This is a genomic window from Paenibacillus baimaensis (assembly GCF_025567575.1).
Genome location: NZ_JAOQIO010000098.1, coordinates 18,657 through 35,421 on the forward strand (window position 1 = coordinate 18,657; position 16,765 = coordinate 35,421).

Genomic DNA, 16,765 nt, shown 5'->3' on the forward strand with positions numbered 1-16,765 from the left:
TCTATTGTACAATCACTTGTTACTGTAACCTGTTGATCTTGAAAACATGCATGGATCAGGTCATTGGTACCAACTGCACATGAACGGAGATCTGCTGTCGTCCCTCGATTTGCACAATCCCGTATTGCCCATTCCTGTTGGCAGTCGTTAAATCCAGCCTTGTCAACGGAACATCGCTTTGGATTATAAAAGCACAGCCGTCCAAACGCACCTCAATCCGGCCCGGGCTTTCATCGATCTCAGTGTAAACTCCGCCAGTGGTTTGCAGCAGCGGAATCTGATAAATAATTGGGGCTGTTTCCGGGGCCTCCAGTCGAACGTTAATGCTCAAACCGGCCTCACTTACCGTGTAACGCTCTGTTACCGATTTGCAGCCATGAATGGCAGATCCGAAATATTGGAGCTCGAAAACCAGCCTGTTTGAGGACATTTCCTGTATATGAAGCCGATGTTCCAGTCCAACAGACAAGTCACTTAAAAACACGGGATGTCCATGCTCATCCTTCCATCCTGGACCGATAGCCAAATTCATTGCCTGCACCCCGTCGGGAAGCTGGTAGCTCGGTGTAGCAGTACACGGAGTGGAAAGTCCAAGTTCGCTGGGCACTCCTGCTCGATGAATCCGGCCAAGCCCGGTACTGTCGTAATGGTGATCGGCATTCGTATCGATTTGCAGGGAATAGCCTGACACATTGGCAAAAACCTTGTGAAAGGCGGGTGATGTTTCCCAGATGTATCCGCCGGTTTCAGCTGGACACGGCTGCTCATCGATCTCGTCATCTGCGAACAAAAACGCAATGTATATGAAAGAGCCTAATGTAGCCATATATTTATCATAGTAGCCGTAAAACTCTGTGCCGATTTTTGAATCAATCGGATACAGGTTTTTAAGATGACGTGGAGGGTCCTGCTGAAGCCAGCGCATAATCGATTGAACGGCCAGGTGAGCGCTGCGCTTAAACGCTCCGGCAGTTTTTAGATCACCCAGTTCCTTATAACGGCACGCCTCGTACTCCGCACTGGCCGCAATCAGCGCCTCATTGAACAAAAACTGGTTGCTGCGTCCTCCATAGGGGAATTCGCCGGATGCGGATTGCATGAATAACGTGCTGAGCCCTGCTTTTTTTAGCATATCGTCCAGCTGTCCACTGAAAGCACCTTTGTAGCCGTAGCCCAATAAAAGCTGGATTTGACAGCGTGTCGTCAGATCGTACAAAATCGGGCAGTTAGGGTCCATATACATACCGTTACTGTCAAACAGCTCCAGCTGCTTTGGCCAGTGGATGTCAAAATACGTCCTGGTATCGGTCAGGCCGACGATCTCTCGTAAATATTCACCCACCATATTGTAAATATTGATGTTGTGGAGTTGGTCGTGTCCATCCTCGCCAAGTCGGTGCACATAATTTCGCTCTGGCTCGATCAGGGACAATAAAGCAAGTAAGCGATCCCTCACGCTTTCATCTAATTGTTCTTCTATAGCGAGAAAAGCAAGCATGATCTCCTTCACGGAAAAGTCAGCCATCTGATTGCCTTCGCTCTGATGCAGCTCTATGCAGCAGGCCTCCATCATTCGTTCCCATAATGGGGCATAATCCGCTATGCGCCCTTGCGCGATCAGGATGCCCATGATGCTGGTGATCCGGGCATATGCCTGTAAATCATCGATGTGTTCATCCGGGTTTGAGGGAAGTCTTGCCTCAAGCTCTTCTTTGCTGTATGCGTTCAACGTTTGTTCCATAATATCGAGATAAATGCTCTTTGATAATCCAGTGTTTGTAAAAGTGGGCGGAATCGGCTGGTTTCTGACCCACCCTAACATATCGTGCAGCATGCTGTTCCCTCCTAAGTGCTTTCCGCTTTACTTGTTTATTTCGCTCCGCCAACGCGTTTCTGATAAGAATCATTCAGTTCTTTGCTCATCTTCTGGAAATCCGCATCGGTTTGGAGCTTTTTCACAAAATCGTCCCAGGCCGTTAGCGGCTCTTTACCGTAAATGACCTTGGTCTTGATATCCTGAATCTTCTTGTTCAATTCCGGTCCTACGGTAAGCGAGGTTTCCGAATACAAGCCGACGGCTAAACTAGGCACGCTGATTTTGGAGCGCTCGTCGATTACCTTTTTATTTCGTTCCAAATAATCATTAGGCATACCATTGCGGAAAGCGCGTTGGTACTTATCATTTTTGTATAAAATCTGTTTAAAGGCGCCTTGCGTTACCAATTCCTTCTGTCCTAACTCGGTGAAAACCTTATTGCCGTCCTTTTCCGTGTAGTGCGTATCCTTCATTCCGTAGCTTACGAGATCCCAAGCTTCATCGGAGGCTCCGTAATCGAGCAGTTCCATAATTTTTTTCAATTTGGCTTCGGGGACCTTTTTATTGATGACATACATTCCGTAAAAGCCGGTATCCTTGCTGGTGAAACCGTTGACGCTGACCATAGGCTGTAAGTCGGCTTGCGGATTCGTCTTGCGCAGCTCTTGGGTAGGCTCCCACGCAGCCTCTGGCGTATCCGATCCCATTCCCGCTTTACCAGCTTTCATCATATCCTTCGCCTGAGTGGCTTTGAGAATCGCAAAATCCTCGGGAATCAGCTTTTCCTGATAAGCCTTGTTCAGAAATACCAAAGCTTCCTTTGTTTCCGGAAGCGTATTGATATTGACCAGCTTGCCGTTAACGAGCTTCCAGGAACCGTTCGTTTGGTTAAAAGCCGATTCAATCCATCCCAAGGAACCCATACTATCCTGAGCCACATAGGCTGCATATGCTTGTGTATCGGCTTTACCATTACCGTCTGGATCCTGCTGGGCGAAAGCTTTCCACACCTTGTACAGCTCATCTGTCGTTTGGGGAACCGTTAAACCAAGCTTGTCAAGCCAGTCTTTGCGGACGTAGGGAAAACCTCCGCCCTCAGTGGGACGAACCCTTGGAACCCCATAGTTTTTCCCATCCTCCATCTTGGTGAATTCCCAGGAATCCTTGGGAAAGTCGGCCAGCTTCGGATATTTCTTGTACACATCAGTGACATCCCAGAAAGCCCCCTGTTGGGCAGATTTACGGATGACCGGAACGAACGGATCGAGTACAAGCATAAGGTCAGGAAGATCGCCAGAGGATAAGGTTACATTCATTTTTTCTTCATAATTGTTGGGGGAAAGCCAACTCACCTTAAGACTTGTATTTGTTTTTTTCTCAATTTCTTTGAGGATTGAATTGTTCGCATCTGGTGGTTCAGGTGAGAAGAATGTGGTCATGATGTTGATTTCCGTCGGCTTGGCTGACGCAGGGTCGGCAGCGGCTCCCGTACCGGAATCCGTCTTTCCTGCACAAGCGCTTAATAACGATAAGGTGAGTAAACTGGCGGTGCAGACAACCGTTGTTTTCTTGATTGATTTCATAAAAATAAACCTCCCTTTATGGATATATATATAGAACTCATTCCTTCACGGAGCCAACCATAGCCCCTTTGGAGAAATGCTTTTGCAAGAATGGATAGACCATCAGGATCGGGACTGTAGCTACCACTACAGCTGCCATCTTCAAGGTTTCCGGTGGAATCCGTTGTTCTGCCATCATTTCAGCAGCTGCATCCCCACCCATTGCCGTAGAAGAATCGATCAGCATATTTTGCAGCAGCACCTGCAGAGGCCATTTGGTATGATCGTTCATGTAAAGAACCGCTGTAAAAAAGGTGTTCCAATAAGCCACAGCATAAAATAAGCCAAATGCGGCCATAGCCGGCAGGGACAAGGGCAAAATAATCCGAAACCAGACACCCAGATCTCCGGCGCCGTCGATAGTAGCCGCCTCCTCCAGACTGACAGGGATGCCGTCAAAAAAACCTTTCATTAGCAGCACATACCAGCCGCTCGTTAACGCCGGTAATATTAAAGCCCATATATTATTCATCAGGCCAAGCTCTTTGACTAAGATAAACGGCGGTATTATACCGGGCTGAAACAGGGTCGTTAGCAAAATACCAAGCATGAGCAGCCTTCTCCCATAGAGCTGTTTACGTGATACTGTATAGGCCAGGGCTGAAGTAACCAGTAGACTGCATGCCGTACCGACAACTGCAAGAAAGCTGCTCACCCCGATGGCGCGGACAAAAGTGGGAGTGGACAATATGTATTGGTAGGAGCTAAGTGTCCACTTTTCAGGGAACAGGATAATGCCTCCCCGCAAATATTCGGACGGGTCCGTGAAAGAAATAACGAATACGTAATAGAGCGGGAATAACGCTGATATCGCTATAATAACCAACAGAACGGTAATGATCATGTTGATCCAACGGTCACTGGAGCTAAGGATCATCTTAGGAACCTCCTTTTCACAAAATACATTAATAAACGCCTTCTTCGCCGAAACGCTTAGCTAATCGGTTGGACAGAATAACCAATATCAATCCGATTACAGATTTGAACAGGCCGACTGCAGTCGTAAAGCTGAACTGCCCTTGGCGAATACCCAGTCGGTACACATAGGTATCAAAGACTTCGGCTACTTCAGACACGGCACCGTTCATCATCAGGAAAACCTGTTCGAAGCCTACATCCATGATATGACCGATACGTAAAATCAACAAAATGATAATGACACTGCGGATCGCAGGCAGAGTTACATGCCATGCTTGTCTCAGTCGGCTGGCGCCGTCCATTTTGGCTGCTTCGTACAGCTGGGGATCAATGCCTGCAATAGCAGCAAGGAAAATAACAGTCCCCCAACCGGCCTCCTTCCAAATGGATTGAACCGTGAGCAGTCCCCAGAACAGATCAGGATTGGTAAGGAAATCGATCTTCCCAATGCCCACTGCCTCCAGCAGCTTGTTTACAATGCCCTCACCTTTGGAAAGCATCAGAAAACAAATACCGGCGATAATCACCCAGGATAAAAAGTGGGGCAAATAAATAATCGATTGCACGACACGTTTAAAAAATTGATGGCTCACCTCATTTAACAGCATAGAAAGAAGGATAGGCAGCGGGAAGAAAAAAACAAGATTTAACACATTAATCGCCATCGTATTACGCAGCAGCATAAAAAAATCAGGATGAGCGAATAGCCGCTCAAAATGCTTAAATCCAACCCAAGGGCTTTGAAGTAGACCCTGAAACGGTGAATAATCCTGAAAAGCAATGATGATGCCCCACATCGGAAGATATTTGAATACGATAAAGAACAAGATCCCGGGCAGACCGAGCAGGTACAAGGATTTGCTCTTCATTATTCTTTTCCATACCCGATGCGCAGCCTGTTGTTTTCCTGTAGGCGACGTGGAAGCCGTCTGCTGTGCATACATGATTGAACTCACTCCATTTCTGACAAAAGTTTAGCGCCGTTCCCAGAACTGAATATAAAAGGAGCCAGATAAACAAACAATAACAATTTTTTAAACACCCTTCTTGATGGCTATAACACTTTTTACAGCGAATAATACTTTTTTTAAGCAGCAAAAAAAGGCTGTAAAGCAGCGGTTTATACGCTACCTTAAGCCTTTGTTCAAGAAGAAGCATTTACTGCATTTTTATGTGTATCCCGATATTCACTGGCGGTGACGCCCTCATGTTTTTTGAAGATTCGGTTGAAGTATGTAGGCTGGTAGCCGCAGGCAAGCGCAATATCGTTAATCTTCATGTCGGTTGTGACCAACAGCTCCTTAATATGACCGATCCTGATCTTCGTTAAATAATCGATAAAGTTGACACTCATGATCTGCTTGAAGCTACTGCTCAGCTTGACGGTACTGGTCCCGTACAAGTCTGCGAAATATTCGAGGGATAGATCGTTCATATACTCCCGGTGAATCGTATCGGCTACTTTCGTAATCAACTGCTTGATGTAAAAATCCTGCACCTGTACAAGCTCTGTAACATAGGGGGTGACCACTTTGTCTTTAAACCACTGATGCATTTCCTTAGGCTCGCGCAGCTTGCCAAATTGCTCGTATAAATTGACCCCCGGAAATATGTTCTCGGGGTTAAAGCCGGTTTGGAGCATGACATGGAGCATGCTTCCGAGCAGCTGCTGCATCCCCTGCTTCACACTGCCTTCCTTCACTGCCTGCTTTTGCAGCTCAACTAGAAACTTTTGAATGTTTTCATCCGACTCTGTCAGCATACCCAGACGCAGGGTTTGCAATATTTCATTTTCCAGATCAAATGGATACACGATACCCTGTCCCTCTGGCAGCAGCTCCTCGGTATCGATGATCGCATGTTCAGCTTCGATGCTTCGGTAGCGAAGGGCTTGGCGGGATTCATTCAAGGTATGGGAGATATGAACCAGCGAACGTGCCGCTTTGCTGAGGCTGATCGTGACGCTTACCTTCAACAGCTGCTTTAAAGACTGTAACATCTCATTAGAAAGATGATACAAGTCTCTTTTCATCGACTCGCCTGATACGGTATCGGGGAAGAAAACAAGCAGCCCCACTGTCAGGTCACGGAAATTAATTACACTAAATCCGGTTGCTTCCACCCGTTTACCTACAATTTCCTCAATAATGTTGGCTGCTGCAAAAGTGACCAACTGCTCATCGCCATCCACAAACCTCCCGTCCAGATTGGAGAGCCCATGAAGCTGAATCAGCATCATTCGGAAAACCTTTCCCTCCACATCCCAGCCGTATTGGTTCATCTGATCCAACACTTCATTTTCCGATAAGCCTTGAAGATGTCCCTGGACGAGCTGCAGCATGAACCCTTCTTTCAGTGCAGGCAAAGCCCGGTCAAGCCGTTCGTGAAGCACCTGGCTTTCACGTGTTACGTACTGCCACCTTTTCTCTATAAGCTCGATTTCATCGCCGGAACCCCTATCTGCTGCTGCTGTGGTGACGTTGTCTGATTGAATCAGCCGGACAATTCTTTGGATCGGTTTGTACAGCTTATTGGAAGCGAACCAGGACAGCAGCAGTGCCAGAAGCAGCACAATGAGCGAGATACCGATCATTAGCCGTGAGATCAGTACAACCGGAGCCGTCAAATTCGACATGGGGGTGGCGGAGACATAGATCCATGGATAACCGAGTCGGTTGGAAACGCCCGTTGATATCGAATAAGCCTCACCCTGGAAATCATAAATAAAGGTGCTTTCATTGTTGTTTCTGGAGGCTAATTGACCGCTCAGAGTGGTTTGCAGCTCCTGGGAGGCTCGATTGTCGGATGGGGAGGGAGTAATCGAGCGGTAATCCCCGCTGACGATAAATGATGTGCCTTTTTCTTCGGAGCTGGCATTTTTGACAAGAGATTCGAGTTTACGCGGATTGACATAAAGTAAAAGCGCCCCGAACGGCTTAATCCCCTGGCCTGAGAGCGTATGCACCAACACAAGCGAGCTGCCGTTTTGCTTCAGTTGCAGATTCATAGACGGCAGCGTCCAGAAAACGGAGGCTTTTGTCTGCAGGAGCGAGGCAAAATCATTTTTTTCCTTGGCTTCGGTGAGTCGCTCCGTCATTTCATCTGTAATGATCAGGGAGGGCCCTTCCACATACAAAGCGACCTTATCAATTAGCGGGTTGGAAGCCTTCAACGTCAAGATGGATTTGTACAAATCCTGAATATCGGCATACTGCTGTACGGTATCGAGGTTGCGGAGCTTTGAGCCATAGGCTGGATTTTGCGACCATTGTGTCAAACTTAATTCCAGTTGGGAGAAGCTTTCATCGATCCGCTGGATTTCCTTTTTTAATTGCAATTGATGGGTTCGATTGACCTCATGCTCGATATTTTTGCTGCCCACGAAATAAGAGCTGATTCCGATGACAGCGGTAGGAATGCAGGCTACAAACACGACAAACAATAAGCTTTTTCGATAAAAGTGTCCTTTATTGGCTTTACCGGAAATGAAGGATCGAATGAATGAAGCCGTTTTCAAGGTGGATTTTCACTCCTCTAAGCTCAAATTCGATTCTATCATAACAGAGATAGGGACATTTCTAAATGAATAGTTTACTCTCCACCAAGATGCCTTCCCTTGTTTGCTGCTGTCTATAAGCTAAAGCGCAGTCGTACGGTTCACTCCAGTTGTATTCCTTTTTCAAGGTAATCACCATTTTTCAGCGGGTCCAAAAAAGGAACAAGACATAAAAACGTGGAGGTAGCCCGGCATCGGGACTCTCGATATGATGAGATCAATACCAGACGTCGCGAGCTTAGGTCACACAAGCATCATGAAGATCGTGTACATGGACAATCGCTTTTAGAAGGAGGTTACGCTTATGCAATCCCGTTTTGTTGCTGGCGATGTGGGTTCGCAGTTTGTCAAGAAGCGCACAAGCCGGTTAACGGCTCTCAAAAGAAAGTGGCGCAGCAGCAAATATTTGATCTGGATGTTTTTACCCTGTCTATTGTATTACCTCTTATTTAAGTACCTGCCGATATTTGGAATTGTGATTTCATTCAAAAACTACAATTTGTACCGGGGCATATGGGAAAGCAGCTGGGTGGGCTTCAAATATTATTTGATGTTTTTTGAAAATCCCGATTTTTTCATTCTCATGAGGAACACGATTTTACTTGGCGTGTATAAGCTCCTGTTCGGATTTGCCGTTCCGATTACGCTTGCGCTTCTGTTGAACGAAATGAAACATGCAGCCTTCAAAAGATTTGTGCAGACGGCCAGCTACCTGCCCCATTTTATATCCAATGTCGTTGTCGCCAGTATGGTGGTTTTGTTCCTGTCTCCGACCTCAGGCCTGGTTAATCAGTTGATCAAGGCTTCCGGCTTCGACATGATTAACTTCCTCGTGAATCCGGGCTGGTTTCGTACAATCTACGTGTCCTCGGATGTGTGGCAGCATTTTGGGTGGGAAACTATTATTTATTTAGCGGCATTAACGGCCATAGACCCGCAATTGTATGAAGCTTCGGATATCGATGGAGCGAATCGGTTTCATAAATTGATTCATGTAACGCTGCCTGGCATTATGCCGGCGATTACGATTGTGTTTATATTGAATGTGGGTAAGGTGCTGGAAATCGGGTTTGAGAAAGTATTCCTGCTGTCCAATCCGGCTACCTATGAAACCGCCGATATTATCAGTACCTATGTGTACAGAGTCGGTTTGACCAATTCCAATTTCAGCTACGCCGCCGCAATCGATTTATTCACCGGTTTGGTAAGTTTGGTATTCATCATTTCGGCCAATTATGTGAGCCGCAAGCTTTCAGAAAACAGCCTATGGTAGGTGAGATGAGTTGAAGAAAAAATGGAGTTTGTTTTCCGCTGTTAACGTGGTGGTCCTGCTGTTTGTAGCTGTTGTCACCATCTATCCGTTCTTGTACATGCTGTCGATTTCACTCAGTAAGGATATTTTCGTGCTCCGCGGCGAGGTCACGCTATTCCCCAAGGGGCTGAACTTTGATATGTATACAATGGTGCTGAGTGATCCGAGGATTATGCGCGCCTACGGCAATACGATCCTCTATGTAGGTTTGGGTACCTTGATTTCACTGGTTATTACTGCAATGGGGGCTTACTCTTTATCCAAGAAGAGGATGGTTTTTCATAAGGGATTCACCTTGATCATCATTTTTACGATGTTTTTCAGCGGGGGAATGATCCCGACGTTTCTCGTTGTCAAAAGCTTTGGTTTGATGGACACGTTATGGGCAATGGTGCTGCCGGGAGCCGTCAACTCGTTTAATCTGCTAGTTATGCGCACTTTCTTCCAGAATGTTCCTGTTGAGCTTGAGGAATCCGGGACGATGGACGGACTGACCGACTTTGGAATTTTTATTAGAATTGTCATTCCTTTATCCCAAGCGGCGTTTGCGACAATCGGGTTGTATTATGCGGTAGCGCTGTGGAATAACTTTACCCTACCTTTTCTGTATCTGACCGATGAGAAACTGTTCCCGCTTCAGGTCGTGCTGCGAAGTATCGTGCTGGCAGGCGCCAGCGGCTACGGGGAGTCTACCGGAATTGGCGGTGATAACGTGATTGTCGAGGAATCCCTGAAGTATACCGTTATTATGGTGGCAACTTTACCGATTCTGATGATTTACCCGTTCCTGCAAAAGTATTTTGTCAAAGGGGCTTTGATTGGTGCTGTGAAGGGCTGAGCAGCAGGACAAGGCCATATGTATCAAATCTGTATGAACTTTGGAGACACGCTCTTAAAGAGTATAATCATATGAATGAGGTGAGACGCATGAGTAAAAAGGGTTCAATCTTGTTGTCGTCGGTTGTAGGATTATCGCTGGTTACCGGATGTGCTTCCGGTGGAGAAACGAAAGAAACTCCACAAGCCGCGGTTCCTAACAGCCCTCCTGTCAAAAAAACGTTCACCATGCTCACGGAGTCCAATCCAAGCTGGCCTTATAGCAAGGACTGGCCGGCCTGGAAATGGATCGAGGAGAAAACGGGTGTAACTCTGGATGTGCGCACGCCTCCCGGTAAAACGGATGAAGCTGTTAATCTGGCCGTTGCTTCCGGTCAAATTCCCGATCTGATGATCGTTAAGGATCTGCAGCAGGCGAATAAATTCGGCCAGCAGGGTGCGTTCGTCAATATTCTGGACTACAAGGACCAGATGCCGAATTTCAAAAAGTGGATGGAGAAATATCCGGATATTACGAAGGAAGCGATTGCGGCGGATGGCAAGATGTATCAGTTCCCGAACGAGGGTTTTGGGGAGACGAACCGGACGATCTGGATGGATCGCGATGATATTTTCAAAAAGGAGGGGCTTAAAGCTCCGGCGACTTACGATGAGCTGTATGAGGTATTGAAGCAATTAAAAGCGAAGTACCCGGACAGCTACCCGCTCTCCTTCAGGATCGGCGGAAACCGTCTGCAAATTCTGAAATATATGGCCCCTGGCTTTGGCACGCATGATGATTTCTTCTACGACAAGGCGAAAAAGGATGTTCGCTACGGCCCGACGGAGAATGAATTCAAGACGATGATCGAGTATATGAACAAATTTTACAAGGATGGGCTGATTCCACCGGATTTTCTTACGCTTGAAACGAAGCAGTGGCAGGATATGATGGCGGGTTCCAAGTCCTTTATCACTGTGGATTATATCGGACGGATCGACTTCTTCAATCTGGCGATGCGTAAAGAGAATCCGCAGTTTACGGTAGCCTTGATGGCGCCGCCTGCTGGGGGAGCGAACGGCAAGCAGCAGAACGCTTATACGCACACGGTCACCGGAGGCTTCGTTATTGCCTCGAAGGCCAAGGATGTTAAGGATATTATGAAATTCATGGATTTCTTCTACTCCGAGGAAGGCAAAACGTTGGCGAGTTGGGGCAAAGAGGGTGAATCGTACACGTTAGAAAACGGCACAAAGAAAATGAAAGCCGACTTTGTCGATGTAACCGATCTGCGTAAGAAAACCGGATTGGCTACTTATGGCACCTACCAATGGATTGATTATGACGCGCATCTGTCCCTCTCCTCCAAGGAGCTGCAAGCGGCTTACCCGGAAGCGCGCAAATATGATTCCGAATATAGACCGAAGCCATCTTTCAATGAAAACGAGCTTGAAATTATTTCGACAACCGGCAAAGCGCTGGAAAAAAGCAGGGACGAGAATTTATCCAAATTCATTCTGGGTGAAAGAAAAATGGCGGAATGGGATCAATTTGTTGCCGAGCAAAATAAGCTGGGTCTGGATAAAATCAAAGCTATTTACAAGACGGCTTATGAGCGTACGGACAAGATTACTTTGAAATAGTCAAATAAAGCTCCAAATCCACCTTCATAGTGGTTTTGGAGCTTTATTCATTCTTATGTGAGGACTGACGCATTCACTTGTCTTATCTTGCTGGTCAGTCGCATTCGCATTTAATCCTCCGTACCATCACCGAACAGTTGCATGTAATTACGGTAAGCGTCCTCGCACCAGCTAGCCTTCAACGCATTATCATACAGCTTGAATCGGCCAGTAGGCTTGGTCGCTTCCGTGTTGTGCTCCAATTTCTGGGCATAGTGCCGCGCATGCGTGAAGCTGCGCTTCGCCAGCTTGTGGCGTCCGGACCATTTGAACCTGTTCGTCCGCACCATATAGTAGAGGTAATGGGTCATGTCCTCAAGATAGGTGAATCGCATCTCGTCCTCCAGAAGCCGCTCCATAACCTCATCCTTCTTAACATGAAGCAGTGCATCGTCTATCAGCTTGCGGCAGTAGTCCAGCAGATCCATCGTTTGCACAAGGCTGATGCCTGCGTTGGGATCATCTGACTGCTGCTCGTACTGCATGTGTTTGAGCGGAAACAGGATTTCCGCATCCTGATTCAACAGAGCTGCGAGCGATAGACGCCGGTCTCCGAGGTATTGATAATGCTTCAGGAACTTGGCATTGCGCATCGCGGTCTCCAATGATTCATAGAAATGGCGCATCTTTCCTGAGACTTCCCCATAATACTGAGTGAAGTAATCATCAAGCAATGTTTCTACATTCAGCTCTGGATTCCACAGCATTCGGTACAGCTGGTAGTTGGTGAGAGTCAGGGTACCCCATTTTTGGTCGGACATGTGCATATAATGAAAGTGTCGGATACCGGTCTGGTAATAAAAGGGGATGTCCTGCTTCATGATCGTCATGAACGGAACTGGAATCGTGGCGAAGGCTCCCACATTGTAATATTCACCGATATACAGCTCACCGCGGTAATGCCGGTTCGGATCGGTCGTCCAGGGACGGTACGTGCTCATTAAATCCGCATTGGTTTCGGTGCATGCTGCATCGTCCAGATGGTGGACATAACAGCGCTCAATTGGAAAATAAGTTGGGTAACAGCTGGCATAATCGTAATCTTCCGGCAATGGTCGGTCCGGTGCTGGCAGCGTCTCGTGGTAGACGGGGAACAAAATCTTCACATCGCGCTTCAACCGCCCGTCCATGATGGCCTGACGGATAAACTGGCGCAGTCGATGGGTGACGAGAATCATTTTGTAAGCATAGTTGCCTGTCGCTTCGCACTGCTCACAGGAGCACCATTGTCCGTTATCCAGCATCCAGAAGTTTAAGTAATCAACCTGTTTCCAGTCACCGGATATGAGATCCTCTACTACATTGCTGCACAGCTCGTTGGTGGCATCGGCATTAGTGGTACAATAGTTGTCCCCATAGCCTTCACGGTCGCCTGCGCCGACATTGGCGCTGCGTTCGCCGTTGACCAGCCCGAACCACTCGGGATGGGCTTCAAAATAGGTCGGTCGGCCGTCGATTGCGGCAACGGCATGACCGAGCCCACGATCTGGAGGGTATGGATAGGGGGCATGCGGGTTCAAAAATCTTGACAGGATGTTATGGCCTCCGGCGCAAAGGCGAATACCCCGTTTTTTCAATGCGTGAGGATTGTGTATGCGATCGAGAAATACAAAATTGACGCGGTTGCGCGCCATCCAGTTGGTCAGGTCCGCCGAGGAGTCATCGATATGCTCGCTGTAGCAGCCCCTTGTCCGAAAGCGCGGAGCCTCGCATATATCTGTGTCCGGCAGGGTGAAATTCACCGAGGCAGGTACCACCATGCCCTGCTCGCCGAGTCCGAACCAGCGGAAGCCGAGCGTTTCCAGAAACGCATACACCGCATACAAGGTGCCGACGCGGTCCCGACCGGCTAGCAGAAGCAGCTTGCCGCCTTGGTTGTTGACCGTTACCGCACAGAAGCCTTCAGCGGAAAGGCTGTCCCATTCGTAGCGCCGCGCCAGCTCGTGATGGTCCCAAAGCTGCTGGGCCAATCGGCTGCTTGCCGGTGTTCCGACGAGGATGCCGTCGCATTGAAGCGGCTCCATATCCTCAAGCTCACCGGTGTCGCGCAGCGGGAAATAACGTTCATCCTGTTCATCCACTCCGGTTAACAGGCAAAGATGGCTGCGCAGCTCGACCGCAGCAAAGCATTGCGTGCAGTGAAGCGCTTGTGGATTGGACTCGTCCCACCAATCGATTTCCTGCTCCGCAAATGCGGCCTCACGAATTGTAGCAAATGCTCCTTTATCTACGATGATGGGCATCGCAAGGTGCTGTACAGGCTCTGTTCTTGAATGCAGAATGTTCATCTTGTGTTCATCCTTTCGTAGCGGCTTAGCATGGCTGAATGCTGCTGTAAGACCACTATACGAAATTCTGAAACCTTCGGCTATAGTCCGTTTCTTCGAATCTGCTTCAATTTCATACAATCGCAAATGTACCTTTTTCGATAAAATGTACATTTTAAAATTTGCTATAGAAACCGTCAACTGTCGCACTACTGACAGTCCAGCGTAAGGCTTTAGATTCAAGACCCGGTTAGCGAGGATTTACGAAATTCACCCGGCGACATTCCCGTCGATCTCTTGAACATGCGGATAAAGGAGTTGACGCTCTGGTAACCGACGCTAACGGCAATATCCTGAATCTTGGCGTCGCTGCCAAGCAGCATCTCCTTCGCTTTGCGGATGCGCAGATCGTTCAGATAGTCGATGAAGTTGATTCCGGTCTTGTCCTTGAAATAAGCGGACAAATAGGCGGCGGATACCTTTAATTTATCGGCGAGAATATCTAGCGACAAGTCCTCCCCGATATGGGATTCCATATATTCAGTCATAAACTTCGTGATAGGGTCGTAGCCTTCCTTTTTCTTCTGAATCAGCTCTGCGCTTAAGGAAAGATAACCGCTCAGGAACTCTTTAAACTGTTCGTGCGTATAGCAGCTGCGGATTTGCTCGCCGGGGGAGGGAGAATCAGCAGCCGGCTGCATATCGAGCTGCAGGGTGATCAGCGTTTTGTTCACCTTGCTTACAATCTCCTGGGCAAAATCTATACATGCGTGCGCGGTCGCTTCGTTTTTTTGCATCCGGTCCAGAGCACGATGCACGAGTGTTATCGTCTGTGCAGCATTTCCGGCATGGAGATGAACCATGAAATCCTGATCCTCGAGGGAAGTAAAGCCCCAGTGGTGAATGGGAGTTTCTGCTGTAGTGGACGGTGCGATAATCTGCGTTTCCTCATTAAGCTTCCTTTTTTGAAGCCGTTCCAGTGACTGCTCGTAAGCAGCGGTAAAATTAGCGGATTCGGGGTAAACATCGCTGACGGCAATTGTCAGAAATATATATTGATTATCAAGATCAAGTACCTGCTTAATATGGAGCAGTGTTTGCTGAATCCGTTCGTCCAAGACAGGATCGGCAAATATCAGCGTCAAGATCATATCCTGCTCCATTTGGAACGTTAGCGAATTTTCATACTCCTTGAGCATCGTCATCTGAATAAATTCTTTTACATAATAAGAGGCCTTGTCCTTGCCGAACTCCGTGACTCCCTCAAAGTCCTCCTTGTAGGTTAATTGGAACGCCGTCATAACGAACGGTTTTTCCAGCATGTCGGGTTTTTCCTCTTGTGGAACGTCGGAATGGGTCTGGATATTTTTGATTTTATTAATGAATGAATAGTATTGCAGCAGGGAGTCTTTATGCGACAGGTCAGCCTTGGCATTACGATCGGACTGGGCGAGTTGGGCCAGCCGTTGACTTATAATATTGAATTCCCGAATTTGAAAGGTAGGTGGCGCGCTGGCATTAAGCTCGGTAACCGATTGAACGATACGCTTCAACGGATTGTTGAATTTCATACTGAAAAAAATGGAAGTACCGACGCTTATAATAATCGCGATCACCAGTAGGGAAATCAATATGACGTTCATCTGCGTCGTTTGCTGGGAGATGCTTTGCTCCGGTACGATATTGACATAAATCAGCCCTGACTCTGGAGAAGCCTTATAAAAGTATAAATTTTTCTCGTGCTTGATGAACAGACTATCCGATTTGCTGAAATCCGGAAGATTGTCCAGTAATGACGTATCCCCTACGTTGTAGATCACTTTCCCGCTGCTGTCCAGAATCAGAAAATTACTGTTGATCGATTGATGGAACTTTTTCAAAGCTTTACTGGCATCGAGAAAGGCTAAAATCGTCGTATTCGAGCTGCCTGACTTTTTGACCATAATCGGCAGAAGCTGCTGTTGGCCCGGTGACGGATCGAATACCTTCTTTTGCGAAAATTCGGCAGCTGGATACAGCTGAAAGCTGAACGGCTTTAAAGCCTCAGCTCTCCAGAATTCTTTGGTGTAGAGCTGGGATTCATAATATTTATCAAACAAATCCGCGGACTGGTGGGAACCGTTCTTGTCAACGGCAATCTTCAGGTTCTGGAACTGCACAATGACATTATCCAGAAATAAAGGTTCGTTCCCCATCATGACGCGAAGCTCGTTGTTGAGATCTACGACAGTCGAGTAGCTGGGCTGATCCCGGCTGCTTTCCAATGCGATGGCTGAAGTGCTGAATAGCTCGCTCAGCAAAGTTGTCTGGAGCAGATGAAGGTGATTCTCATAATTATCGACGGTATGATTCAGGTTGAGTGTATTGTAACGAATGATCTCGTCATATAAATTGTTGCGAAAAAAAGCATAGGAGACGAAATTAAAAGTGGTGAACAAGAGGATAATGACCAAGAAACTGAATAACAATTTATTAAACAGAGAACGTGACTTTTCTTTGATATCCAGTAAAGTGCTCATGCTGTTGTCCTCCTTGTGGGCTGCTCCATGCAGGCGGTTTTTGTGTTCTTACATTATTACATACTTTAAATCGATATCCTCTTTTGCGCTATATTCATTTTTCAGGAAATGCTCTTTTTTTCAGGTCAGAAGGAAATGGTGTGCTTTTTAAAAAGATGTCCGTTTATTTAGCCTTGGATAGGGAATACAATGGCCTTAAGCTAAGCTAGCTAAGCCAAGCGGAGTTGGAATTCCGCGTTATTATCGCAGTACGAGA

10 protein-coding genes are annotated in these 16,765 nt (G+C 47.2%); 3 read left to right on the forward strand and 7 right to left on the reverse strand.

Features of this window, described 5'->3' with window-relative positions; translation table 11 throughout:
- Positions 1-55: 55 nt before the first annotated feature.
- The 5 genes from OB236_RS28355 to OB236_RS28375 form a co-directional block, all read right to left on the reverse strand.
- Positions 56-1,834 carry a hypothetical protein gene (locus OB236_RS28355; protein ID WP_262686932.1) on the reverse strand — a complete coding sequence of 593 codons (1,779 nt, stop codon included), beginning with the start codon at positions 1,832-1,834 and terminating at the stop codon, positions 56-58.
- Positions 1,835-1,869: 35 nt separating this feature from the next.
- Positions 1,870-3,399, reverse strand: a complete 1,530-nt coding sequence (locus OB236_RS28360) for an extracellular solute-binding protein (protein ID WP_262686933.1) — start codon at positions 3,397-3,399, stop codon at positions 1,870-1,872.
- Positions 3,400-3,436: 37 nt separating this feature from the next.
- Positions 3,437-4,315 carry a carbohydrate ABC transporter permease gene (locus OB236_RS28365; RefSeq protein ID WP_262686934.1) on the reverse strand — a complete coding sequence of 293 codons (879 nt, stop codon included), beginning with the start codon at positions 4,313-4,315 and terminating at the stop codon, positions 3,437-3,439.
- A 28-nt stretch (positions 4,316-4,343) separates the two neighbouring features.
- Positions 4,344-5,225 (reverse strand): ABC transporter permease, encoded by an 882-nt coding sequence (locus OB236_RS28370; protein WP_408638528.1) that lies wholly within the window; start codon positions 5,223-5,225, stop codon positions 4,344-4,346.
- A 275-nt stretch (positions 5,226-5,500) separates the two neighbouring features.
- The gene (locus OB236_RS28375) at positions 5,501-7,873 is read right to left on the reverse strand and encodes an AraC family transcriptional regulator (RefSeq protein ID WP_262686936.1); all 2,373 of its coding nucleotides are present in this window, start codon (positions 7,871-7,873) and stop codon (positions 5,501-5,503) included.
- Between the two features lie 454 nt (positions 7,874-8,327).
- Here OB236_RS28375 and OB236_RS28380 point away from each other — a divergent pair, with 454 nt between their 5' ends.
- The 3 genes from OB236_RS28380 to OB236_RS28390 all read left to right on the forward strand — a co-directional run bounded on the left by OB236_RS28380 (position 8,328) and on the right by OB236_RS28390 (position 11,684).
- Positions 8,328-9,185, forward strand: a complete 858-nt coding sequence (locus tag OB236_RS28380) for an ABC transporter permease (RefSeq protein WP_076230649.1) — start codon at positions 8,328-8,330, stop codon at positions 9,183-9,185.
- 10 nt (positions 9,186-9,195) lie between these two features.
- A complete protein-coding gene (locus tag OB236_RS28385; RefSeq protein WP_262686937.1) occupies positions 9,196-10,062 on the forward strand; it encodes a carbohydrate ABC transporter permease in 867 nt (288 codons plus the stop codon).
- Positions 10,063-10,151: 89 nt separating this feature from the next.
- Positions 10,152-11,684 carry a type 2 periplasmic-binding domain-containing protein gene (locus tag OB236_RS28390; RefSeq protein WP_262686938.1) on the forward strand — a complete coding sequence of 511 codons (1,533 nt, stop codon included), beginning with the start codon at positions 10,152-10,154 and terminating at the stop codon, positions 11,682-11,684.
- Positions 11,685-11,794: 110 nt separating this feature from the next.
- On the opposite strand, the gene OB236_RS28395 is transcribed toward OB236_RS28390, so the two are convergent.
- Positions 11,795-14,011 carry a DUF4838 domain-containing protein gene (locus OB236_RS28395; protein ID WP_262686939.1) on the reverse strand — a complete coding sequence of 739 codons (2,217 nt, stop codon included), beginning with the start codon at positions 14,009-14,011 and terminating at the stop codon, positions 11,795-11,797.
- A gap of 218 nt (positions 14,012-14,229) precedes the next feature.
- Positions 14,230-16,509, reverse strand: a complete 2,280-nt coding sequence (locus tag OB236_RS28400) for a helix-turn-helix domain-containing protein (protein ID WP_262686940.1) — start codon at positions 16,507-16,509, stop codon at positions 14,230-14,232.
- Between the last annotated feature and the right edge of the window lie 256 nt (positions 16,510-16,765).